We start from the raw sequence: 22,766 nt of genomic DNA on the forward strand, positions 1-22,766 counted from the left end.
TTCAGTGTGCCGTTTGGCGGATCTTGGCGATATAATTAGGCAGATCGTGCCAAGCGGGTTCATCGGGGGCGAACGTTCGGCGCAGATAGGCAACGAGAGCGGCAATCTGCTTGTCGTTGAGCACATTCCCGAAAGCAGGCATTGCACCTCCACTTGGAAGCGCGGCGGTGGAGCCGTCCAGAATGATACGAATTAAATTGTCCGGCTTAGTCGCGAATAGGTTGGTGTTCAACGCCAAAGAAGGACGGTTACCAAACATGAATGAGGCATCTCCTTCGTGGCAAGCAGCACAGCTACCGGAGAAAATCCGCGCCCCGAGCGAAGTACCTGCCGTAGCGGCGAGGCGCTGGGCTGCAGCTTCATCAAGCCGGGTAGCGCTGGCCTCTTCGTTCCGACTATCAAAGGACGAGATATACTCCGCTATCGCGCGAACATCTGAATCCGGCAGATGCTGCATCCCCTCCACCACGGGCGCCATTGGCCCGGCTGCGGGGCCGTGGCGAGAAGAAAAGCCGGTACGCAGATAATCATAAATATCTTGCTCGGTCCACGGCAGCGGCGAACGCGATAGGCTGGAGAGGGCCGGCGCGTCCCAGCCTTCTGCTTCGCCGCCATCCAGGTAGGCGGTTTTAAGCTTCTCCGCTCCGAGTGCGTTGCGCGGCGTATGACAGGCGCTACAATGACCGATCCCTTCCACTAGATAAGCGCCGCGATTCCAACTCGCGCTTTTCGTAGGATCGGGTGTGAAAGGTGCAGAGCTGGCAAACAGCGTATTCCAGCCGGCCAAAAGCCAACGTTGGTTAAAGGGAAATTTCAGTTGACTTGAGGGGACGACATTCTCAACAGGCTTAAGTGACATCAAATAGGCGTAAAGCGCCTGCATGTCGTCCTCGTCGATCTTCGCAAATGACGTGTACGGAAAGGCCGGATAGAGATGTTTGCCGTCTCGGCTGATGCCTTCACGCATCGCACGTGCAAAGGCCGGGTAAGACCAAGCGCCGATACCGGTTTTGAGATCGGGTGTGATATTCGTAGTGACGATAGTTCCGAAAGCGGTTTCCAGCTTCAATCCACCCGCCATCGGTGTGCCGCCGGGGGCAGTATGGCAAGCCGCACAATCCCCCGCCGCAGCCACTTGCCGCCCACGCGCGATGGCCGCCTGCGAAAACAAAGCCGCGTCTGGCTTCGAAACGGGAGCAATCGGAGCGCGCAGCGGCAGCATCCCGGCGGCAAGCGCCCCTAAAGCCGCGCCGCCCGCCGCCAGCCCAGCCAGCCCTGAAACTTTGACCAACCGGCCGATCCGCTGCCCCCAGCCAACACTGGCAGGCCCCTGCGTGCCCGGCCGCGGCAACGCCGACATCGGCGCCGACATCTCCGGCAGAGACAAAGGCGAGAGCGCCTCGTCCAACCTTGCCTTCACGCGCTCGGGCGTGAAAGGCAGCTCATAGAACCGCACCCCTGTGGCATCGTAGAGCGCATTGGCAATAGCCGCCGCACTCGGTACCGAGGCAGACTCCCCTGCCCCCATTGGCGGTTGATCCTGCCTTGGGACCATCAGCACGTCTATCTTCGGAAGCTCAGGGAAGGTCAGGATTGGATACCCCCCCCACTCCTTCGCCACCACGCCTGTGGCATCGAACGGTACCTCCTCCTTCAGCGCGCGGCTGACGGATTGAATGACATTCCCCTCGATCTGGTGCTGCACCCCGGCGGGGTTCACCATCATGCCCGAATCCTGGCCCGCGACCACACGCGTGACGGAAACCCGACCGGTGGCGCGGTCAACCTCCACATCGGTAATCCAGGCACTCCAGGCGGCAGGCACGCCGGGAAAAGTGCCATGGACGTATTGAGCATATGCCGCGCCGCGACCGCGCAATATGCGCGCCTGAACATTCGGCTGGGCGGGCCCAGGGCGCGGCTGCCAAGCCGCGCGCTCAGCCACAGCAGAAAGCAGGTCTTTTGCGCGTTCATCTGGGAGATGTTTCAACCGGTAGGCGATTGGATCCTCCCCGGCCGCCACCGCCAGCTCATCAATAAAGCAATCGTGCGCAAAACTGTTGGGCATGGCAGAAACGCCGCGAAACCAACTGGCCCGAGCGATGGGCGCCATATCGTGCACCGTGATCTTGCGAGCATCATAATCGTATGGTGGCACGGAGGTACGATCGCCCATCGGCACAGCCACGGGAGCGGCCGGCACGATGCCGGTAAGCACAAGGCTTAATAGAGGCGAGACATTCGATGGATAGCGCGTGTTGAATTCGTAGCCGCGCAACTTACCATCCGCGTCAGCCGCGCCGCGGACATCCATGAGTTGTGCCGCACCTTTCGGCTCCCAGACATGCTCTTGAGCACGGGTGAGTTGCACGCGTACCGGACGGCCGATCCGCAGAGCCAGCAAAGCAGCGTCTCCCGAAACGTCGTCAGCGCAATTGCGACCATAACATCCCGCCGCCTCGTGTCGGATGACCTCGATGGACGCTTCAGGCAGGTTAGTTAACAAAGCCAGATCGGCACGCAGCATGTGCGGATTCTGGGTGCCGGACCACACGGTAAGAACTCCCTCGCGCCAATCCGCCACGGAACAGGAGGGGCCGATCGAGCCGTGCATCTGGTAGGGCCAGAGATAACTGCGCTGCAGATCAATGGCCGCACCGGTGAACGCCGCCCCCAGATCTCCATCCTCACTCACAACACGCGGCGTATCAGGGTTCTGGCGCAGCGCTTCGGCTAAATCCGAGAGATCAGGCACCGGCGGTAGAGGGGCCCATTTCACCGGAAGCGCCTCGGCTATGGCTTCCGCTTGCTCCTCCCGCTCAGCCACCACAGCGATGAAATCGCCGACCACCACCAGATCGACAAACCCAGGCATCCGCGCCACCGCATCGCGGTCCACACTTTGCAGCGAGCAACCAAAGAATGGCCCATGATCCCAGCCACCATAAGGTGGGCGGACGACGCGCGCATGCAGCATGCCGGGCACACCTACATCATGGACATAAACGGCCCGGCCTGTGGCTTTGTCCGGAATATCCACGCGCGGCACGCGGGTGCCAACGAGCTTATAACTGGCCGGATCCTTCACCGGCTGAGCCTCGTCTAACCGTTCTCGCAGTTCGTGCCCCACCAGCAACTCGCCATAGGTAAAGCGCACATTACTGCCTTCCGGACCAAGCACCTGGCCATCCTCGGTCCGCAATGTCTCAGCCCTGATTCCGGCGCGCGACGCCGCAAGGGTGAGGAGCACAAGCCGCGCCTGCGCGGCTGCTCTGCGCAAAGGCACGGCGCTCACCTGGATCGTCTCACTGGCGATAGTGGCGCCCTGATTGGGCGCTTTCTCCGTATCGCCCAGAACCATCCCGACCTGGTCGAAGGGCAAATCCAACTCCTCAGCGATGATCTGCGTCAACGCCGTGCGAATACCCGTGCCAAGATCCACATGCCCACAATAGCCCGTCGCTGTCCCCGTTTCATCGAGCCGTATGAACAGCTCATCCGGCAGGTTCTCAAGCTTCTGCCCCGACCTCGCAGAAAGACCCTTTGGCGCCTGCCCAGCGCGAACAATCTCCAAAAACCCAGTCATGACGCGTCATCCAGCATCACTCCGCAGGCCAGACAGGCCGCCCGCAGAATTTCCACATGCGTACCGCAGCGGCACAGATTGAAACGCAACGCCTGTTTTGCATCCTCAAAACTTTTCACGCAGCCCTGATTTAACGCGGCGCGGATCGTCATAATCATGCCGTTTAGACAATAGCCACATTGGGCAGCCTGTTCCTGTACAAAAGCACGCTGCACCTCATCCAGCACGCCATCCTGCTCCAGTCCCTCCAACGTAGTAACCGGCAATACGCCCACCTGCGACACCGGAGTGCAGCAAGCTCGCGCCGCACGATCACCAATAAGCACCGTGCAGGCGCCACACTCCCCCAGCCCGCAGCCATATTTCGGCCCGTTCAGCCTCAGATCATTGCGCAAAACATGCAGCAAGCTAGTAGTGGGAAGCACCGCCAGCGTATGCAGTTGCCCGTTCACCAGTAGCTCCAGAGGCTGTGCCACATTCATGCGTGAATACCCAGAATCATCCGAGACCTACCCATGCAAACATCATCCAAGCGGGGCAGTGAGCGGATCATACGCATAAACCCAAGAGGGGTCTTCAGGATTCTTCAACCAGGTGTTAGCGTTCGAGATCGTTTGCACCTTGGTCGCGCGCTCCCGGCGCGTATGCTCATAAAGCGTAAAGGCATCCATATAATGGTCCAGCCCCTGCGCGGAAAGGCAGCGCGTGAGTACCATAGCGTCCTCAATCGCCATGCACGCACCCTGTGCCATGTGCGGTCGCATTGGGTGGCAAGCATCGCCCAACAAACAAAGTCGCCCACGGGACCAAAGGCTCAGCGGATCGCGATTATAGAAAGGCCATTTGGTGACGGTGGTGGTGGCATCAATCAGCGCCAAAACTACGGGATGTGCATTGACGCCGAACACCTCTTCCATCTCTTCCCGGGACGAATCCACAAAGCTCGTTCCGTAGTCCCACGCTTGATCAGGTACACCAGTGACATAATAATATTCGGAACCATCACCCTTGGTATCATAGGCCATAATATGGCGGGACTTCTCCCACCACCACTTTACACAAGCTTCAAATTCCAAGCCACTGGCGCGCAACTTCTCAACATTTACTAGGGCACGATGCCCAACCCAACCGGAATATCGCGGCTTCTCTGCACCAAGCAAAACTTCCCGAATGGTAGAGTTAATTCCGTCCGCACCCACCACCAAACGCGCTACATACTGGGTACCATTCTCGAACTTCAACAGCACCCCTTCCTCACGCTCCTCAAGCCCAATCAGCCGATGATCGAAATGAACCTGACTGCTTGGCAGCAAACTCATTTGCACCGCATGCATATCTCCACGATGAATTGTGATATAGGGTGCGCCATATTCTTTCAGCGCGAATTCCCCCAGCCTGATACGGGAAAGATATTCACCACTACGCCCATCTCGCGAGAACCAAAAGTCTGGGTGTGAGCCGATCTCCGCAAGCTTGCTCTCTATACCAAGATGGCGGAATATTTTCATAACGTTCGGGCCAATGTGAATTCCAGCACCGAGGCGATCGAATACCGGCGCTTGTTCAAACGCATGGACACTAAAGCCAGCTTTATGCAAAAGCGCCGCCGCCGCTGCACCGCCAAGACCCGCACCAATCACCGCGATATCGATTGCCTCAATGTTTTCCACGATAAACCTTCTTTGCTTGAGATTTGGAGCTCATAGGGCTCGTCATTCATTTGTATACGAACAATACTGGCAACCGCCAATGATATTTTTTTTAATTCACTCTAGTGTTATGTTCCGACCCTCGACAGCTATTTCAGACCGACATTTTATCTGGGACGCTGGAATCACTCTTTGAATACATTCCGCATAGACCTAAATCAAACGAATCGACAAGCCGTCAGTATCAAACCGATTTGCAGAAAACTTCAAAATAGATCAGGCCCACTGCACCTCCCCCGCCGCGACAAATTTGCCAAAGGTTATTCTTCCAGCGACCTCGCCTAACGCAATCAAGCGACCTTCTTAAGTAAAGTAAGCAACCGTTTCCGCTCAGCTGTTGTCAAAGGAGCCAAAGTTTCATCAGAAATTTTTATCGCTGCCTTCTGACACTCTGCTGCCAGAACACGCCCCTCAGCGGTTAATGAGACCAGCAGTTGGCGGGCATCATTCTGATCTTGCTCTGTCTGCGTAATACCCTTTGCACTTAGCCTGTCGATGACACCTTTTACGGTGGCAGCATCCATGGAAACCAGGCGCCCCAGCTGATTCTGCGAACAATGCCCCAGGCGGTCCAGCATGTTTACCACCGAAAATTGAGTTGGCGTAATACCTGACGGCATCAAGCTTCCAAAGATCACGACGTGCCGCTGCGTAACTTGACGCAAAACGAAACCAATCTGCTCTTCCAGAATGTAGCGGGACTTTCGTACCCCGGTCGTGCCCGCACGACGCGAAGATTTCTTCAACTCCTCTACCATCAACCAAGCCCCTTGTCACTCAAACTCAAACCGCAAGGTATCGCGCTTGCAGCGTCGCATCTGCCATTAATGATTTCATCGCTCCTGACCAAACGATACGTCCCTTTTCCATAATCACCGCATCATCTGCCAGATATTCCGTGAAATGGAGATTCTGTTCGGCCAATAGAACCGTAATGCCACGACGCTTCAAAATCTGAATCGCCTCAGCCATCTGTTCAACGATCAACGGAGACAGCCCTTCGCTCGGTTCGTCTAACAACACCAAACTAGGATTTCCCATAAGTGTACGTGCGATGGTAAGCATCTGCTGTTCCCCGCCACTCATCGCGCCGCCACGACGCGCGCGCATGCCACCAAGATTAGGAAAGATCTCGAACAGCTCCTCCTCACTCCAAGCATGGCCATTGCGTGCCTGTTGACGGCCAATCTCCAAATTTTCCATAACCGTCAGTTCGTTAAAAATGCGCCGCTCCTCCGGCACATAACCGATCCCCAAACGAGCGATACGGAACGGATCAATGCCGTCGATGTTCTGGCCGGCGAAGCTAATATGACCACTTACGGGGCGCAGCAAACCCATGATAGTTTTCAGAGTTGTGCTCTTACCTGCACCATTACGGCCAAGCAGAGCGAGAACTTCACCCTGGCGAACTTGAAACTCCACCCCCTGCAAGATAGTTGCCTGGCCGTATGCCACAACGAGCTTTGAAATTTCTAACATCAATGCCCCCCGCTGGTACGGCCCGTACCAAGATAAATGGCACGCACCTGTTCATTGGCCTTGATCTCTGCTCCTGTCCCGGTGGCAATAAGGCGACCACGGTCGAGAACAAGAATCCTATCAGACACTTCGAAAACGACATCCATGTCATGTTCCGTAAAGAGAACAGAGATACCGGTGGTGGAAACAAGTCGCCGCACCAACGCCATCAATGCCGTACGCTCACCCGAGGCCATACCTGCCGTCGGCTCGTCCATCAACAGCAACTTTGGAGCACCAGCCAACGCAATGGCCAGTTCAAGTCGTTTGAGATCCCCATAAGCAAGTACGGCCGCTGCACGCTCCGCCTGCGCCTGTAGCCCGACCTGTTCGAGAAGGGCTAGCGCCTCATCGCTCAAAAGATCATCCGCACGGGGCCAGAATTTCCAGATCATATGACGACGCGAAAGCAAAGCCATCTGCACATTCTGTCGCACGCTCATGGAGGTGAAGGTCGCGGTAATCTGAAAAGTACGACCAACACCCAACTGCCAGATCCGACGCGAACCAATCCCCGCAATGGGAACGGCCGTGCCATCGCCACCATTTAGCAGAATCTCACCCTCAGTAGGCGGAAATTGTCCGCCGACCATATTGAAGCAGGTCGATTTACCGGCACCATTTGGGCCAATGAGCGCCAGCATCTCGCCTTGCGCCACCTCTAAGGAGACACTATCAACTGCCATCACGCCACCGAAGGATTTGCGAAGATTCCTAACCTCCAGCGTCTTTTGCATCTGCGCCATGTCTCAGCCTCCCTTCGACTTAGCACGGCTGCCGAGGCGGGCCCACCAATGCTCTGCCGCACCGCCAATGCCTTGCGGGAACAGACTAACGATAACAATAATTGCAATCCCCAGCAGCATTGGCCAGATCGTTGTTGCTGCCTGAAGATAATCGCGCAATCCAGTGTAAACCAGCGCGCCAACCACAGGAGCCGCCATAGTCTGAATACCACCAAGCAGTACGATAATTAACGCATCAATAGAATGAGACACGTTGATATAGGTAGGAAATACGCTACCTTTGGCAAAAGCAAACAGCCCACCTGACAGTGCTGCAAAGCCGCCGGAAATGGTAAAGGCGACGTGTCGTACAGGTCCGACCGGAATGCCAGATGCAGCTGCACGAGCGGATGCATCACGGGTGGCACGTAATGCGAAGCCGAAAGGCGAGAATAATACACGCCGTAAAACCAGAACACCACCTGCGCACAGCGCCAGAACCAACGCATAGAAGGCTGTGGGAGAAGCAAAAACGCCGTCTGGCCAGAGATTCAGAATGCCATTATCGCCACCGGTGAAGCCGGTCATCTGCGTGGCCAGTGCCCAAATCACCTGCGCGAACGCAAATGTCAGCATGGCGAGATAGATGCCCGACAAGCGGATCATGAAGCTTCCCACCAACGCAGCCAGAATGGAAGCGGTCACTACACCGAAAACAATAGACTCCGACATCGGTAAATTCCAGGAAGAAGCCGAAAGTGCCGCACCATATGCTCCAATTCCAAACCAGGCCGCATGACCAAAGCTCGGCATACCCCCAGGTCCCATGACAAAATGGAGGCTGGCAGCAAACAGCATTGCGATCAGCGCATCCTGCATGATGCTTAATACATAACCCGTGTCAAAGGCTGGCACCAACGCGGCGGCGATGAAAGCTATCACCCCAAGCCCAATAACCAGCTTGGTGGCGCCCTCTACTAGCTTCGGTAGATCGCCCATAGCGCGCCCACCTTTGCCCGCTCGTCCTAACAACCCATTGGGCCTGAGAACAAGCACCACAGCCATCACGGAAAACACCGCAACCATGACATATTGAGGAATGATGATGGCGCCGAATGTTTGGAGAACCGCAATGAGGACACTGGCCAGGAAGGCCCCTGTCACACTGCCGAGCCCACCGATCACTACGATGACGAACGCATCAGAAACGGCGGAAAGCGCCATCTGCGACGTAGCCGCGACCTGCGGCAGTGACAGCGCACCGGAAAGCCCCGCTAACGCTGCTCCTAAGCCAAATACCGTAGTAAAGAGAATATTCTGTCGAATGCCAAGCGCCCCGACCATTTCACGATCTTCCGTCGCGGCGCGCACCAAGGCGCCCCAGCGTGTTCGGGAGAATAGCAGCCACAGCGCCAGCAGCACCAACGGGCCAACCACCATCATCACTACCGAGTAAACCGGAAAAGGATGGCCAGAGACAGAGATTGTCGCCTGCATCCAAGCCGCACGAGGTAGCGTGACAACGCGTGTCCCCCACAGGAGCTGAACGACATTCCCCGCGATTAGCACCACTCCGAAGGTAGCAAGAAGCTGATATAATTCAGGCACTCTGTACAAGCGGCGCAAAATACAGATTTCAATAAGAACACCGAGAACGCCGATGATAGCCGCCGTGACGAGGCAGCCAAGAGTGAACCCGAAAATCGTCTGCGGCAAATGCGATAGAACAACCCAACCAACATAGGCGCCCAGCATATAAAGGCTGCCATGGGCAAAATTTACGACCCGGGTAACACCGAAAATCACGGTCAACCCGGCCGCCACCAGGAACAGCGACGAAGCTGTCCCCAATGCGGTCAAGATTTGAAAAAGGATCATAGACGCTTTCCGCTCGCCTCTCTCAGCTCTTCGGGCGCAGTTTTTCCACAACCGAATCAGGCGGCAGAACAGAAGCGCCATCGACATAACGGAAATCGACCATTGTGCCCTTCCCGCCTTTCTTTGCAAGCTTACCAACAAAGGCGCCGAGCGTGCTCTGATGGTCGATCGCACGATACTGGCATTGACCAAACGGTGTCGGGAAAGTTACGCCCGCAAATCCCTGCTCAAGTTCCGCCAGAGACAGCCCCTTGCTACGCCCAACACCGGCAGCGATTGAGTGGATCAACGTGTAACCAATTACCGCCCCCCAATCCGGATCATCCTTGAAATGGTTTTTGTACATAGTCACAAAAGCCTCATTACCGGGCGCGGTATAAGCGGCGCTAGGATAGCCCGTGACAATCCATCCGTCCGGTGTGTCACTACCAAGAGAGTCCAAATATTCTGGTTCACCAGTCAGCAAAGAAACAACGGATCTGTTCTTAAACAGACCAGTCGTGTTACCCTGGCGGACAAAGGCAACAAGATCCGACGCGAAAGTGGCGTTGAAAATCCCGTCAGGTTCGGCCGCGGCCAGCGCCGCAACGGTTGCCGAAGCATTGATCTGATCGAGTGTTGGCCATTGCTCGGCCACGAAAGTCACATCCGGCCGCTTGGCTTTGAGCAATTTCTGGAAGGTTTTCACAGCCGAGGTGCCGTAGGAATAATTCGGTGCCACCGTGGCCCATTTGGTCGCTGGAAGCTTGGCTGCATCGTCGATCATCATGGCTACGAGCATATAAATGGACGGCGTCAAACGGAACGTATTGGCATTGCCATCCTGCCAGGTTAGCTCATTAGCCAAAGCCTCGCTGGCAACGTATAGAGTGTTGGAATGCTTTGCAAAGGAGCTAAGTGCCAAGCCAACATTTGAAAGGAAACCGCCGGCAAGAACATTTACGCGATCACTTCGGACCAGTTCGGTCGCCGCACGGATTGCATCTTGAGGGTTGGCACCATCATCTTTGGTGATCAGCTTTAACGGCCGGCCAGAAACACCCCCTTTGCTATTGATTTCCTCAACTGCCATGACCATCGCGTTGCGATAGGGCATAGTGAATGTGGGAAAAGCCGCGTAGCTATTGACCTCCCCAATCAGAATTGGATCTCTACTGGCCGCCCTTGCAACATAAGGAACAGCCAGGGACGCTGCCGAAGCAGCCATAAGATGACGACGCGTAAAACCCATAAAAGCCTCCGCAAAAAAAGCAAAAAACGGGAGAAATCGGCGCTCAGTTTTTACACTCGCGCCACCCAGAGGAAAGACTGGCAGGACACATCTGGACGCAAGGCATCAAAGATACCGAGACACCCGTCCTACTCTTTACGAGCATTTCTGCAGAACCATGCTCAACATGAAGACTGAGCAGACACAATGATATCAGCCATGTGTCCAGCCCAATTTATAGACGAATTAACGTTCTACTGAGACTACCCGGCAAGAGATAAACATCTCAGCCCAAAGATATGCAGCCATACCGCCCCCAAAAATGCTGGAACTCACCCAATAGATTATCTATCCGCTCGAAGGAGCGGCCAGAGCATATTATTTGTATACGAATGAGTAGCTCCCCCTCCAGCCTTCGTCAACAATCAATTTCGAGCCTGGGAAAGTTTTTTAACAACCAAACCCAAAAACGCATAAATCGCGTGCAAAGGCAGCGCAGACGGGCGCCAAAACGCTTAAATTTTTATCAAAGGCATCTGTGTAACATGCATTAATAGACAGCCACTTCCTAGGGAGCAGTCAAAGAAAGGCGACGATTAAGCTATGCGTCTGAACAGCCGTATCTCAGCGTTTTCCTCAGGCAGCTTGGCTCCCGGAACCGCCAGTCCTATTAGATCGAGAAGCAGCATCACTGTCGCGCCGCGACGCACTGAAAATGCCTCGTAAAGATGAACGGATTAGCTAAGCAACAGGAGACGCACTGCTATGCCGTCCCATTGACAGGGGACCTTGAAATCTTCGCAAATCAAAGGATACTGATCTAAATCCTCAAATTGTGCATGTGCTAGCGTTCGTTGTTTTTTTGCAGCTATACAAACATTACTACACAGGACATTCAGGATTAGAGATCAAAAATCCGCAACAAGAGTAAACTTGGGACTGCTCTGAAGAATGAGATAAATATTTACCACTCTCTGATATGGAATCTTGCACGCCCTGTCCGAATCGATGAAACGCCGCCCTGCTATTTTTGAGAGCTTATATTTAAACGCCTCCACACTGAGACCAAAGATGTAACTTTAGCGCGCTTTTTCAAATAGGACCGCTACTTTAAGCCCAAGCCCCCTTTGCCCGCGAATGGATCCAAACCATGCTTGAGCAGGAAGACCGCATGCAGGGATATACTTTGGGCCAGACGAGGGGCGCCGTGACACCTGGAATGAAATCTATTGGTAGCTCCAGCCCGGCACAGCATGTTGCTAACCCATCAATTTATTTCTGAGATTGATCTGTGCTGGCTTCAAAAGATCATTATCTGCGACAAGCGCAAAGCCAGCAATGCCGCCCAAATGGGCTGGCTAGCCGGGAAGACCCTGACAAACGAAAAACCACCGCTGGCCGCGGGAGGTGACACCACCACAGACATAGTCTCCTTCTGTATGGACAAAGCGCCTCCCAACCGGCAACGTCCCCAGCCAATTGCAGAATGTTAGGGTTGCCGAGTTGCCTGACTTAGTTGCCTCGTTCTAGGTCCCAGGCTTCGCGGTGGCACTAATCCATAAAGGAGAGGCGGCAAGAGAAGGACTTATCGCAGTTGGGGGCCCCACTACCTCTTCGTCCTTGCAACGGTCTGAATACCAGGCGGATCAGGGAAGAAGGCGTCTCACATTTGCCTCGGCTACCACAAAAGCAGGGGCGGCCGCGGCCATCGCCTGGGGCAGCAAATATATTATAATGATGACTACGCCGTCGTCATGGCTGCCTCGTCTCGTAACCTCCTGATGCCTGCCATCTTGACCTCAGTGTGGCTGTATTTCGAGACATCGGACAACAATACACACGCAAAGATTGTATGCCATGTTAACACTAAAACGTCGTCAAGCGGCCAACCAGCATGAGGGATATCTATTTGAACATCGCCCATCGCAGATTGACGCTAACTAGGAAAGTATAGCGAAGTTGCTCTGGACATCATGGCAGATTCTGGCCGATGCGACGAGAACGCGCATCTTTGCCAAGCTAGGTTCAGGTCTTGGCATCCCAACGAGGATGGTACACAAACCCCTCATGGTCCCGTTCAAGCCAATCCTCGACAAAGACCCGGCACTCGCAAACGCGCTGATCCTCAAAGCGACGCTTCTTACCTTCGATTATATCGAGCAGCACGGCCCGATCGGTTTAACCGCCACCAAAGCCTTGAAACGATATTTCGTGCAATGGGCTGCAGAGGCTTTTGCCTGGCCAAATTACACGGCCGCTGAGCTATATGCCGTCAACAAGGTGCTAAACGAGGCAGATTTTCCGCCACTGAGCGTGTTACATGACGTCCTGCTCGCGGCTAAGCTAGCAAGGCACTACAAAGACACAATGCGAATGACGGCCAAGGCCAAACTCTTGCGTGAAAAGCCGGGCGAATTATGGGAAGTTTTAGCCACTACGCTGCTCTATACCATTGATCACCGCCAATATACCGGCTTCGACGACGCCATAATTGGTAACTGGGATGTCTTCCTGAATGTTATCAACGTCGAAGCAGACCATGCGGTGAGCGAAGAGCGGCTATTTAAGCTATTGTTTGGCTCTACAGAAACTGATATTTGGATCGCGGATTACAGGCTGGCTTCCACATTCTATCTCAATATCTTGCGGCCCTTATGCTGGGTAGGTTTGTTGGCCGAGCATGAGGTTGGTGAGGGCTTTAGCAAACGAGCGGTCTACACCAAAACATCACTTTGGCCGGCTGCCTTAAAACTAGGAACGGACCAGTACTTGCGCCCAGCAACACGACATTAAGTTCCGCTACGGAAGCAATCGGCAAACTGGTTTTGGGGAAAGTCGGCCAAAACGAAGCGGCCGCTTTTGTTGAAACGCAAAGAATTGGCCACTATTCATCGTCAATCGGGTACCGAGCTAATACCTCGTTGCAGACGCAAGGCTTTCCATAACGACATTTCCATTACTTTGATTGCTTCGTCACATTTTCTACAGATTTATATAAATGTCCCTCAGCCGTTGCTACTGACAACTTTGTGGTGCAACTCTATCGTCATTTTCTCTATTCTTTCACTTAGCTCATGTACAAGTTCTGTTAGTTCAGTATTCTGCTTCAACAACTCTATAAGCTGTGCCGTCTGCTGTGCAGCGATGGCCTGACGTTGCTCTGAAGCGTCGGCCAGTGCCTCGCGATGATGGGCTTCTGCTGCCGAATCCAGCTTGTCCCGGTCAGCTTGACGCGTTTGGGCAAGAAGGATCAGGGGCGCGGCATAGGCGGCCTGAAGACTAAACATTAGGTTCAAAAGAATGAACGGATATGGATCGAATTTTGTCCAACCCATCATGTTAATGAGAATCCACAGGGCCACGACGGCGGTCTGAGCAATCAGGAAGGTCGGAGTACCAAAGAAGCGCGCAAAGGTCTCGGCACGTTGCCCGAACCAGTCGTCACCGAATACTGAAGATGCATGATGCGTCGGCCAGTGAAAATGTCTGCTTGGTTTGGGAAGTAATGGCTTTCCGCGAGTTTCATCTGTCATGCATTCGATCTCCCTTGTTACTGTTCGCCAGTATCCCTTCTCAACAGCGGTGCCGTTTTCGACAGTCTCAGTTGGATGGTTTTGGCTGCATGAACGGCTCTGTGACGAAGGTCAGGTATCGTCGAGGAGGCGGTAGCCTACCCCTGGTTCGGTGACGATCAGTTTTGCTGCTCCTTCGCCCAGATGCTTCCGGAGCTGACCAATATAGACGCGCAAATACGCAACGTCCTCGGTATGGGCTGGCCCCCATAGAGCAGTAAGAAGCTGGCGATGAGTGAGCACCCGGCCACGGTTGCGGACTAGCAGAAGCAGAAGCGCATGCTCTTTCTTGGTGAGCGGCAAAGGAGCATCACCGCGATGTGTGGCATCGTGCATGATGGTGAGATCTGCCACATGCAGCGCTTCGGCTGGCGGTGTAGAGGCTCCAGTGCGGCGCAGAGCCGTCCGGATGCGGGCCAACAATTCGCCCAGCGCAAAAGGTTTTTCTACATAATCATCGGCGCCGTTATCAAGCGCCGCAATCTTCTCCGCTTCGCGGTCTCGGGCCGAGAGGACGATCACAGGCACAGACGAGAATGCACGCAAACGGCGCAGCACCTCTTGCCCGTCCATATCTGGCAACCCAAGGTCCAGAAGCACCAAGTCAGGTGCCTGGGCAGCAGCCTGGCGTAGAGCTTCGACGGCATTCTCCGCACGCAGCGGCTCGTAACCCGCAGCGGTAAGGGCAGGTGTCAGGAACCGGTGGATCTGCGGTTCGTCATCGACAACCAGAATGCGGCCGGAGATCATGCTGCAGGAAGTTCCAATGTGATGACCGTACCTGGCAAACCATCTGCGGGTAGATCCAGTCGCGGGCTTTGTGCCGAGATGCGTCCATCCATGGCTTCCGTAAATGCTTTGGCAATAGCGAGGCCAAGCCCTGTACCCGGTGCGACACGATCACCTCGGCTGGCACGGAAGAAGCTATCGAAAACAGCTTGCAACTCAGTCGGGACTATACCCACCCCTTCGTCGGCCACGCTTAAGCGCACATTACTACCCTCGCGTTGGGTGGAAATGCTAATTCGGCTGCCAGGTGGAGCATATTTAACTGCATTGTCCAGCAAGTTGACCAGAACCTGTTCAAGCAGCGTGGGGTCGGCCCGTACATGGGTGGCGTCACGCGCGACATTGAGGGCTGTATAAAGTGCACCCGGCACACGGGCAATAGCGGCCTCTGCTATGGCCTCTAGTGACAACCTCTCATGCTTTATGTCCAGCGCTCCTGCTTCAACCCGAGCCATGTCGATAATATTGGCTAGGAATTTGCCCATTCGGGCAGCATCCTGAATTATGGCGGCCAGCAGGTCGGCGCGAGTTGCCTCGCTCAGCACTTCGCCAGAGGCTGCAAGTGTTTCGGCCGCCCCGCGTATGGCAGTGAGGGGGGTGCGCAGATCATGACTGAGCGACGAGAGCAAGGCGTTACGAAGCTTCTGGCTGTCCTGATGCGCCTCTGTACGGGCGGTTTGCAATGCCAGTCGGGCGCGTTCCAGAGCCAGGGCGGTTTGATCGGCCAATGTCACCAGGGTTTGCACAGTAGGTGCGGGCGGTGGCGTATCTGCGCGGGCGCCTAGTACCCCCACGACTGTACCATGGCCGCGAAGCGGGAAGAAGCGCCAGGGCACGGATGGCAAGGTAGCGGTACCGGTCCCGGTTTCCATATCATGCGTTAGGCACCATTCAGCAGCAGCCTCAGCGGTTTCGTCTAACTCAGTACCGGCAGGGCGGCTTGCCTCAGGCGTAAGTGCGCCATTATGTGCCAACAGTACAATGCCCGCGCCAGTGATAGCAGTGGTTTCCTCGATGGCCGTGTTAAGAATATCGGATAATGTGACGGCACGTGAAAGGCGCTGTCCGAAGAGCGAGATGCGGCGTAGCGCCTCTACTCTTGCGGAGGCAGTGGCAGCCTCCTTGCGGACGCGCCCTGCCAAAGTGCCGGTGACAATTCCCACCAGAAGGAATACGGCAAGGGCAACCACATCGCGCGGGTCGGCCACTGAAAAAGTATACAGCGGCGGCAGGAAGAAGAAATTCCATAAGAAGAAGCCAACTATGGCAGTGAATAATCCTGGCCCGCGCCCCTCTCGACTGGCCATGGCGGCAATGAGCCCCGTGAAGATCAGTCCCATGGCTTCTTGCGGTAGGATATCCTTTAACGCCGAGCCGCTGAAGGTAATGGCGGCAAGCAGAGCCGCTGCCCAAAGATAAGTAGTCCAGTTGCCCTGTGGGAGGGGATCAGGACGTTGCGGCGCTGCGGCGGGAACGGGCACGAAATGCAGCGTATAGGCCAAGGCTTGGCGGGTCAGCGCTTCGGAAAAACGCCGTCTCGGCCAGCGTCCCCGCGCGGCGCGGCCCACAACGATATGGGTGATGTTCTGCGCCGCTGCGTAGTCCATCACAGCGCGCACCATATCCGGTGCTGATTGCGTGACCACATTGCCTCCAAGCTGCACGGTAAGGTCCAATGCAGCCTGGACTTTTGAATTATCATCCGTACGTTCAATGTAGAAACTGGTAAGCGGGGCGCGCAGGGCCTCCGCCAAGCGTGCAGCATGACGCACAACGTTGGAGGCAGCGTCATCCGGCCCAATAAGTGCCAGCACCTTCTCCGCGACGGGCCAGGGACCAGGGATCGCAGACGAACGCATATAGCGCGTTACGTCCTTGTCAATCCGCTGTGCTGCGCGACGCAAGGCAATTTCACGTAAAGCTCCAAGGTTGCCTTCTCGGAAAAAGCCTTCCAAGGCTCTTGCGGCAACGTCGGGGCGGTATACAAAACCTTCCTGCAGCCGGGCGCGTAATTCAGCAGGGGGCAGATCAATCAGTTCGATCTCATCTGCGATATCCAGCACCGTATCTGGAACTGTCTCTCCAACTCGTACGCCGGTTATGCGGGTGATTTGATCGTTGAGACTTTCCAGATGCTGGACATTCACAGTGGTCCAAACGTCGATACCTGCATCCAGTACATCCAGCACATCTTGCCAACGTTTAGCATGACGCAGTCCAGGGGCATTGGTATGGGCCAGTTCGTCCACCAGTAACAAGGCAGGGCGACGCAGCAACGCAGCGTCTAGATCGAACTCCGCCAATGTTTGACCACGATAAGGAACATTGAGGCGGGGGAGTTGCTCAAGCTCACCAATCACCTCTATCGTGCCAGCACGTCCATGGGTCTCGATCAGCCCCGCTACGACATCCACCCCTTTCTGGCGTTTAGCGTGGGCGGCGGTAAGCATCTCCCAGGTTTTGCCAACGCCGGGAGCAGCCCCGAGAAAGATTTTTAAATGGCCGCGTTCGCTACGTTGCGCATTTGCCAGCAACGCATCCGGATCCGGGCGGCCATCATTTTGATTTGCCATACAGCTTTATGAGGCTGGTAGATGTTCCAGCGCAAGGTTGAGTTTCAGCACATTCACATGGGCCGTGCCGATAATGCCGAGGAAAGGATGGTGTGCCATATTCTCTACCAGAGCGATTACTGTGACGGCCGATAAATGCCGTGCGTTAGCTACGGCGGGCGCTTGGCGTAGCGCGTTCTCCAGCGAGATATCCGGGTCCAACCCCGAACCTGAAGCGGTGACAGCATCAGCGGGAACAGGGCCAGGACCATAAGCCTTCAAATAAGCGGCAACCCGTTGCTTCACATTGGCGAGCAATGTCTTGTTGGTGGGTCCAAGGTTCGAAGCACCGGAAGTATCCTGCGTGTAAGGGCGGGGGCTAAGCGCCGAAGGACGCGGAATGAAATATTGCGGACCTTCGAAATTCTGGCCGATGAGCGCGGAACCGATTGTCTGACCATTCTGCCTTATGAGCGAACCATTGGCCTGCCAGGGCAGCACGGCCTGCATAGCACCGGTAAAAATGCCGGGCAGAATAAAACCTATAAGGAGGGTGAAAAGCACGACCAGGGAAAAGGCCGGGCGGAGTTCGCGGAGGATCATTTTCTGCGTCCGTTACGAGAAGATGTGGAATAGGCCGAGGATCATGTCGATGAGCTTAATCCCGACGAAAGGCGCTATGATGCCACCCAGCCCGTAAATAAGCAGGTTGCGCTTGAGCAAAGCGGCAGCGCCGATGGCGCGGAATTTTACGCCGCGCAGCGCCAGCGGTACCAGCACCACGATGATGAGCGCGTTGAAAATAACAGCCGAGAGAATGGCGCTCTCGGGCGTATTGAGGCGCATGATGTTGAGAGCGCCGAGCTGCGGGTAGGTAGTTATGAAGATGGCGGGAAGAATAGCGAAATATTTGGAAATATCGTTGGCGATGGAGAAAGTGGTGAGCGCGCCGCGGGTGATGAGCAACTGTTTGCCGATTTCCACGATCTCGATCAGCTTCGTTGGGTCGCTGTCGAGATCGACCATGTTGCCCGCCTCGCGCGCAGCCTGGGTGCCGGTTTGCATCGCCACGCCCACATCGGCCTGGGCCAGTGCGGGTGCGTCGTTCGTACCATCGCCGCACATGGCCACAAGGCGGCCTTCGCTTTGCACCTTCCTGATATAATCAAGCTTGTTCTGCGGATTGGCCTCGGCGATATAGTCATCCACTCCGGCTTCCGCCGCGATCGTGGCGGCGGTGATGCGGTTATCGCCCGTCACCATGATGGTGCGTATGCCCATGGCGCGCAGCGCCGCAAAGCGCTCTTTTATGCCGGGCTTGACGATGTCTTTCAACTCGATTGCGCCAAGCAGCTTACCATCCGCAGTGACGGCAAGCGGCGTGGAACCAGCCCGGGCAATGCGGGCAATACTTTCGGTAAAGGCGGGGTCCGGCGCAACGCCAAGCGCGGCGAGGACAGAGTCCACCGCGCCCTTGCGGTAGGATTTACCGCCCGTATCAATGCCCGACATACGGGTATTGGCCGAGAAGGGAATGATGGCGGCATCATCCGGCGTGGCCAGACTGATGTCGTAACGGTCTCTTGCGAAGGACAGGATGGAGCGGCCCTCCGGCGTGTCATCGCCCAAGCTGGCCATGACGCAAGCCTCCGCCAAAGCACGCTCATTCACGCCCAGCACGGGGTAGAAACCCGCGGCCATGCGGTTGCCGAAGGTGATGGTGCCGGTTTTATCCAGTAGCAGTGCATCCACATCGCCTGCAGCCTCTACCGCGCGGCCTGATGTGGCAACAACGTTGAAGCGCACCAGGCGGTCCATGCCTGCAATGCCGATGGCCGAGAGCAGCCCGCCAATGGTGGTGGGGATGAGGCAGACCAGCAAGGCAGCCAGCACCGGAATGGAGAAGCGCGTGCCGGAATATTGGCCGAACCCGACCAGCGTGACCACGGCGATGAGAAACACGATGGTAAGACCAGCAAGCAATATGTTCAACGCGATCTCATTCGGCGTTTTGCGGCGCTCGGCACCTTCCACGAGCGCGATCATGCGGTCGAGAAAAGTAGCCCCGGCATCGGCGGTGATGCGTACCACCAGCCAGTCGGACACAAGATGCGTGCCGCCGGTAACAGCGGAGCGGTCGCCCCCGGCCTCGCGCACCACGGGAGCGGATTCGCCCGTTACCGCGCTTTCATTCACGCTGGCCACACCGTCTATCACCTCACCATCCGAGGGGATGAGATCGCCCGCCTCCACCAGCACCATATCGCCACACCTCAGATCCGGCGCCGGGGCGAGTTTGAAAATCGCGCGGTCACGCGGGTCCACTAGCAGTTTAGCCATCGTGTCAGAGCGGGCGCGGCGAAGGCTCTCGGCGCGGGCGCGGCCACGGCCTTCCGCCACGGCCTCGGCAAAGGTGGCGAAGATGACTGTAAGCCACAGCCAGACGGCGATGGTGATGGAGAAACCTGCCGGTCGGTGAGCAAGCAGCGCCTCGATACCCGTGACGGTGACCAGTGCCGCGACGATTTCCGTTACAAAAATGACCGGATTACGCGCCAACGTTACCGGATTCAGTTTTGCGAGTGCCTCCAACGCGGCGCGGCGGATAATGCCGGCGTCGAACATGGAGATGGTTTCAGCTTTTGACATTTCAGAAGCTCTTTCCAGCGTAAAGGAGAAAATGCTCGGCGATCGGCCCGAGCGTGTCAGCCGGCATGAATTGCAGCCCGCCCAGAATGATGATGACGCCGATGAGCAAGAAGGTAAAAAGCGGGCCGGTGGTAGGGAAGGTTCCTGCGCTTTCCGCCAGCTTTGGCTTGGCGGCAAGAGACCCGGCAATGGCGAGAACAGGCACCATGAAGGCGAAACGGCCGAACAGCATAGCGGCGCCCAGCCCGTAATCCAGCAGCGGCGTATCTGCCGAGAGCCCCGCAAAGGCGGAGCCGTTATTCTCGGTGGCCGATGTCCAGCCATAGAGCATTTCCGAGAGACCATGGGGGCCACCATTGGCGAGCGAAGCAACACCTGAAGGCGTGACTAACGAGAAGCCGGCACCAGCCAGGATAAAAAAGGTTAGAATAAGCACGCCCAGCATGGCGAGCTTGATCTCCTTGGCCTGCACCTTCTTGCCCAAATATTCCGGTGTGCGCCCCACCATGAGGCCCGCGACAAACACGGAGAGCAAGGCAAAGACGATGACAGTGTAGAAGCCCGAGCCCACTCCGCCGGGTGTAACCTCGCCAAGCTGCATCAGGAATAGCGGCACTTCCCCGCCTAGGGGCGTATAACTGTCGGTAAAGCTGTCCACCGCGCCGGTGGAGGTGCCGGTGGCGGAAACATTGAATGTGGTGCTTGCGGCAATGCCGAAGCGCATCTCCTTGCCTTCCCAATTGCCGTTGGCCTGCACACCCGCGGCAATCTGCTGCGGGTTGCCCGCGGCCTCCGCCGCGTAAGCGCCCACGCAGCCAAGCGCGAGGATGATGGCCATGGCAGCCATCAACGTGCGCCCCTGCAGCTTGTCCTTCACCATATGGCCGAAGGCGATGGGCAGCGCGAACCCGATGACGAGTAGCAGCCAGTTTTCGAGTAAATTCGTCCAAGCACTGGGGTTCTCGAACGGATGCGCGGAATTGGCGTTGAAGAACCCCCCACCATTTGTACCCAACTCTTTTATGGCCTCTTGGAACGCAACAGGCCCAATGGCCAACGGCTGCGCGCCCGATTGCAGCGTGTGCAGTTGCACGGCCTGCGCGAATGTTTGCGGCGCACCCGCCAGAACCAGCAGCGTGGCGGCAATCAGCGCGCCGGGTATAAGCAGATACAGCGTGATGCGCGTGAGGTCGGTGTAGAAATTGCCAAGCGTCTTCAACCCGCCGCCGGTAAAGGCGCGCATAACGGCCGCAGCGGCAGCAATACCTGCAGCGGCGGAGAGGAACATATGCACACAGAGCCCCAGCATCTGCGCGCCATTGGAAATCTGCTGCTCCGGCACATAAGCCTGCCAGTTGGTGTTGGTTGAGAAGCTGGCCGCCGTGTTGAAGGCCAAGCGTGGCGACATGCCCGCGATATGCAGCGGGTTGAAGGGCAGATAATATTGCAGCCGCAAAATGGCGTAGAGCAACCCGAAATGGATGACGCTGAGCAGCAGCAAGGCGATGGCATAGGATTGCCAGCCCATCTGGCGCGCCTCGTTAATGCCGGCTAGGCGATAGAAACCCATTTCCAGGGGGCGCAGCCAGGCTACACGGCCTTCGAAAATGGCAGCCATATAGCTACCAAGCGGAAAGGCTGCACCCAGCACCAGCGCGAACAGCAGGGCGATATAGAGGAGACCATCTATTGTCATGGGATTAGAAATCCTCAGGCCGTAACAAGGCCCAGACGAGGTAAACGAGAAGCAGAGCGGAAATGACGCCCCCGGCGATGAGATTGGGCATCACACACGCTCACAAGCCGGAACGTAGAGAAGTAACAGAGCGAAAATGATCACTCCTGCGAATACGGAAATAAAATCACCCATGACAGGCTCCTTTCAGCCTGTCAGCCTGCGTGGGAAGGGATAAAAATTATATATGTAAAGCTGACCAGCAGCATAAAGACGGCATAAAATTGGAGCAGCCGTTCCGGGAATATCAACGTAGTCATAGCGGTCAAAGAGGCTATTCAATCCACCTTATGACCGGAAAACATTTATCCGTTACATTCATGCCGCTTCATTGACGGATACATAACGAGATTCACGACGGACTAATGACGAAATCATAGCGAACAATAGACGGTAATATGTCTGATCATTGTCGAAATATCGTCGCATTTCATGCCAGAACATTGACGTTCAATTGGCAGGATCGCTAGAATCGCTGCGTCATGCTCCCGGAAATCGGCCTTGACGCCCTTGCTCAAGCCGCCTCTACAGGGCGCTGAACCCGCGCGCCGCTCGTGATCTGGATGTGCGAGCGCCACGACGAGTTCGCCGCCCTCCTCGACCGGCAGGGCGTCAATTGGAACCGGATCGCCGCTTTTTTCTCAGAAAACGGTTATGCCGGTGCCGGCGGGCAACCTCTGACCCCAAGAACCGTGCGGTCCTATTGGGGGCGGGCGCGGAAACTCATCGCCCAGCGACGAGCCAGGGAACACGATCAACCAGCCACCACAGACGAATGTCAGGCCCTCGGCGGCCCCGCCGCGCCAACAGAGCCGGCGGCACCGGCAGCATCTAAATTTC

The 22,766-nt window shown here is 56.1% G+C and carries 16 protein-coding genes; 1 reads left to right on the forward strand and 15 read right to left on the reverse strand.

Annotated elements, in window-relative coordinates; translation table 11 throughout:
- Position 1: 1 nt before the first annotated feature.
- The 8 genes from BUB54_RS11835 to BUB54_RS11870 form a co-directional block, all read right to left on the reverse strand.
- A complete protein-coding gene (locus BUB54_RS11835; protein WP_048879434.1) occupies positions 2-3,586 on the reverse strand; it encodes a molybdopterin cofactor-binding domain-containing protein in 3,585 nt (1,194 codons plus the stop codon).
- Positions 3,583-4,068, reverse strand: coding sequence for a (2Fe-2S)-binding protein (locus BUB54_RS11840; RefSeq protein ID WP_048879433.1), 486 nt, complete (start codon positions 4,066-4,068; stop codon positions 3,583-3,585). The genes BUB54_RS11835 and BUB54_RS11840 overlap by 4 nt, the downstream gene beginning before the upstream one ends.
- A 42-nt stretch (positions 4,069-4,110) precedes the next feature.
- Positions 4,111-5,256 (reverse strand): FAD-dependent monooxygenase, encoded by a 1,146-nt coding sequence (locus BUB54_RS11845; protein WP_048879432.1) that lies wholly within the window; start codon positions 5,254-5,256, stop codon positions 4,111-4,113.
- 329 nt (positions 5,257-5,585) lie between these two features.
- The gene (locus BUB54_RS11850) at positions 5,586-6,053 is read right to left on the reverse strand and encodes a MarR family winged helix-turn-helix transcriptional regulator (protein ID WP_048879431.1); all 468 of its coding nucleotides are present in this window, start codon (positions 6,051-6,053) and stop codon (positions 5,586-5,588) included.
- Between the two features lie 25 nt (positions 6,054-6,078).
- Complete coding sequence (locus tag BUB54_RS11855) at positions 6,079-6,777, reverse strand: ABC transporter ATP-binding protein (protein ID WP_048879430.1); 699 nt, start codon at positions 6,775-6,777, stop codon at positions 6,079-6,081.
- Positions 6,777-7,562 (reverse strand): ABC transporter ATP-binding protein, encoded by a 786-nt coding sequence (locus BUB54_RS11860; RefSeq protein WP_456303989.1) that lies wholly within the window; start codon positions 7,560-7,562, stop codon positions 6,777-6,779. Before BUB54_RS11860 ends, BUB54_RS11855 begins: the two co-directional genes overlap by 1 nt.
- Before the next feature lie 3 nt (positions 7,563-7,565).
- A complete protein-coding gene (locus tag BUB54_RS11865; RefSeq protein WP_048879429.1) occupies positions 7,566-9,419 on the reverse strand; it encodes an ABC transporter permease in 1,854 nt (617 codons plus the stop codon).
- A gap of 22 nt (positions 9,420-9,441) precedes the next feature.
- Positions 9,442-10,650 carry an ABC transporter substrate-binding protein gene (locus BUB54_RS11870; protein WP_048879428.1) on the reverse strand — a complete coding sequence of 403 codons (1,209 nt, stop codon included), beginning with the start codon at positions 10,648-10,650 and terminating at the stop codon, positions 9,442-9,444.
- 2,046 nt (positions 10,651-12,696) lie between these two features.
- Between BUB54_RS11870 and BUB54_RS11880 the strand changes: the two genes are divergently transcribed.
- Positions 12,697-13,422: a hypothetical protein gene (locus BUB54_RS11880; RefSeq protein WP_048879426.1), complete on the forward strand. Its 726-nt coding sequence runs from the start codon at positions 12,697-12,699 to the stop codon at positions 13,420-13,422.
- A gap of 212 nt (positions 13,423-13,634) precedes the next feature.
- Here BUB54_RS11880 and BUB54_RS11885 read toward each other — a convergent pair whose 3' ends face one another.
- The 7 genes from BUB54_RS11885 to kdpF form a co-directional block, all read right to left on the reverse strand.
- A complete protein-coding gene (locus BUB54_RS11885; protein WP_048879425.1) occupies positions 13,635-14,162 on the reverse strand; it encodes a DUF1003 domain-containing protein in 528 nt (175 codons plus the stop codon).
- A gap of 111 nt (positions 14,163-14,273) precedes the next feature.
- Positions 14,274-14,951 (reverse strand): response regulator, encoded by a 678-nt coding sequence (locus tag BUB54_RS11890; RefSeq protein ID WP_048879424.1) that lies wholly within the window; start codon positions 14,949-14,951, stop codon positions 14,274-14,276.
- Positions 14,948-17,563 (reverse strand): sensor histidine kinase, encoded by a 2,616-nt coding sequence (locus BUB54_RS11895; RefSeq protein WP_048879423.1) that lies wholly within the window; start codon positions 17,561-17,563, stop codon positions 14,948-14,950. The genes BUB54_RS11890 and BUB54_RS11895 overlap by 4 nt, the downstream gene beginning before the upstream one ends.
- Before the next feature lie 6 nt (positions 17,564-17,569).
- Positions 17,570-18,145 carry a potassium-transporting ATPase subunit KdpC gene (kdpC, locus tag BUB54_RS11900; RefSeq protein ID WP_048879422.1) on the reverse strand — a complete coding sequence of 192 codons (576 nt, stop codon included), beginning with the start codon at positions 18,143-18,145 and terminating at the stop codon, positions 17,570-17,572.
- A gap of 12 nt (positions 18,146-18,157) precedes the next feature.
- On the reverse strand, positions 18,158-20,191 hold the full coding sequence (gene kdpB / locus BUB54_RS11905; protein ID WP_048879421.1) for a potassium-transporting ATPase subunit KdpB: 2,034 nt from the start codon (positions 20,189-20,191) through the stop codon (positions 18,158-18,160).
- Position 20,192: 1 nt separating this feature from the next.
- Complete coding sequence (gene kdpA, locus BUB54_RS11910) at positions 20,193-21,887, reverse strand: potassium-transporting ATPase subunit KdpA (RefSeq protein WP_048879420.1); 1,695 nt, start codon at positions 21,885-21,887, stop codon at positions 20,193-20,195.
- Between the two features lie 4 nt (positions 21,888-21,891).
- Complete coding sequence (gene kdpF, locus BUB54_RS22090) at positions 21,892-21,978, reverse strand: K(+)-transporting ATPase subunit F (RefSeq protein ID WP_073211661.1); 87 nt, start codon at positions 21,976-21,978, stop codon at positions 21,892-21,894.
- Positions 21,979-22,766 lie beyond the last annotated feature (788 nt).

It is taken from the genome of Acidocella aminolytica 101 = DSM 11237 (genome assembly GCF_900129125.1).
Classification (GTDB): Bacteria; Pseudomonadota; Alphaproteobacteria; order Acetobacterales; family Acetobacteraceae; genus Acidocella; species Acidocella aminolytica.

Bases quoted from the DNA above. Each gene is read 5' to 3' on its own strand.
- BUB54_RS11860 (WP_456303989.1), bottom strand. From the start codon at position 7,562: ATGGCGCAGATGCAAAAGACGCTGGAGGTTAGGAATCTTCGCAAATCC.
- BUB54_RS11895 (WP_048879423.1), bottom strand. From the start codon at position 17,563: ATGGCAAATCAAAATGATGGCCGCCCGGATCCGGATGCGTTGCTGGCA.
- kdpF (WP_073211661.1), bottom strand. From the start codon at position 21,978: ATGCCCAATCTCATCGCCGGGGGCGTCATTTCCGCTCTGCTTCTCGTT.
- BUB54_RS11835 (WP_048879434.1), bottom strand. From the start codon at position 3,586: ATGACTGGGTTTTTGGAGATTGTTCGCGCTGGGCAGGCGCCAAAGGGT.
- BUB54_RS11880 (WP_048879426.1), top strand. From the start codon at position 12,697: ATGGTCCCGTTCAAGCCAATCCTCGACAAAGACCCGGCACTCGCAAAC.
- BUB54_RS11840 (WP_048879433.1), bottom strand. From the start codon at position 4,068: ATGAATGTGGCACAGCCTCTGGAGCTACTGGTGAACGGGCAACTGCAT.
- BUB54_RS11865 (WP_048879429.1), bottom strand. From the start codon at position 9,419: ATGATCCTTTTTCAAATCTTGACCGCATTGGGGACAGCTTCGTCGCTG.
- BUB54_RS11870 (WP_048879428.1), bottom strand. From the start codon at position 10,650: ATGGGTTTTACGCGTCGTCATCTTATGGCTGCTTCGGCAGCGTCCCTG.
- BUB54_RS11890 (WP_048879424.1), bottom strand. From the start codon at position 14,951: ATGATCTCCGGCCGCATTCTGGTTGTCGATGACGAACCGCAGATCCAC.
- BUB54_RS11885 (WP_048879425.1), bottom strand. From the start codon at position 14,162: ATGACAGATGAAACTCGCGGAAAGCCATTACTTCCCAAACCAAGCAGA.
- kdpC (WP_048879422.1), bottom strand. From the start codon at position 18,145: ATGATCCTCCGCGAACTCCGCCCGGCCTTTTCCCTGGTCGTGCTTTTC.
- kdpB (WP_048879421.1), bottom strand. From the start codon at position 20,191: ATGTCAAAAGCTGAAACCATCTCCATGTTCGACGCCGGCATTATCCGC.
- kdpA (WP_048879420.1), bottom strand. From the start codon at position 21,887: ATGACAATAGATGGTCTCCTCTATATCGCCCTGCTGTTCGCGCTGGTG.
- BUB54_RS11855 (WP_048879430.1), bottom strand. From the start codon at position 6,777: ATGTTAGAAATTTCAAAGCTCGTTGTGGCATACGGCCAGGCAACTATC.
- BUB54_RS11850 (WP_048879431.1), bottom strand. From the start codon at position 6,053: ATGGTAGAGGAGTTGAAGAAATCTTCGCGTCGTGCGGGCACGACCGGG.